Origin of the sequence: Shewanella sp. MF08487, from assembly GCF_050848685.1 — a bacterium.
Classification (GTDB): Bacteria; Pseudomonadota; Gammaproteobacteria; order Enterobacterales; family Shewanellaceae; genus Shewanella; species Shewanella glacialipiscicola.
Genome location: NZ_JBOZPB010000066.1, coordinates 1 through 868 on the forward strand (window position 1 = coordinate 1; position 868 = coordinate 868).

General features: G+C 43.5%; 2 tRNA genes and 1 rRNA gene. All 3 read left to right on the plus strand.

The window, feature by feature from the left end:
- Nucleotides 1–103 (plus strand): 16S ribosomal RNA (locus tag ACRN9H_RS19645); the annotation flags it as partial.
- Nucleotides 104–345: 242 nt separating this feature from the next.
- Nucleotides 346–422, plus strand: a tRNA-Ile gene (locus ACRN9H_RS19650).
- A gap of 137 nt (nucleotides 423–559) precedes the next feature.
- Nucleotides 560–635: transfer RNA gene (locus tag ACRN9H_RS19655), tRNA-Ala, on the plus strand.
- The last annotated feature ends 233 nt before the right edge of the window (nucleotides 636–868 follow it).

Genomic DNA, 868 nt, shown 5'->3' on the forward strand with positions numbered 1-868 from the left:
TAGCTTAACCTTCGGGGGGGCGCTCACCACTTTGTGGTTCATGACTGGGGTGAAGTCGTAACAAGGTAGCCCTAGGGGAACCTGGGGCTGGATCACCTCCTTACCTATACGACTAACTTAATGTTTGGTCGAAAAATGCTCCTGCATTTTCGACATTCGGTACATCCGTGTACCTTTTGAGTGTTCACACAGATTTGCTTGATAGAAGAAAGAGTAAAAGATGGACCTAGTTAAATAGGTTTATCAAAGATGGGTCTGTAGCTCAGCTGGTTAGCACCCCAATCCCCTCATAAAGAGTAGGGTGAGGTCGGTGGTTCTGGATAGTTGTAGATTTATCAATAAGATGGGTCTGTAGCTCAGCTGGTTAGAGCGCACCCCTGATAAGGGTGAGGTCGGTGGTTCAAGTCCACTCTGACCCACCAATCCTTCCTTCTCAGTGTTGGAAAGTGACTCGTTTAGTGAACTAAACGTCGCCACTGTCCGCCTTGATAAGAAATGATTGGCAAACCAATCCTTTTAGAGGTTTGGAACATCTTACTTACTCGCACTGCATGTAAATGGGGCTATAGCTCAGCTGGGAGAGCGCCTGCCTTGCACGCAGGAGGTCTGCGGTTCGATCCCGCATAGCTCCACCATTTACTGCTTGTTTTGACTGGTTTATACCGAAAACAAGTACAATGCATTATGGATAGAGATGCCAAAGATAAACTAAAAAATTATCTTTGGCTTTTTTAAGCCCGCTCTTTAACAATTTGGAAAGCTGATAGTATTTAATTGCATGAGTCTGTCATGTAATTAATTACAAAACGTTTAATGCGAAAGCATTGAACATGAGTTCTCAAACACTTTATTAAGTGTCTTGAATATT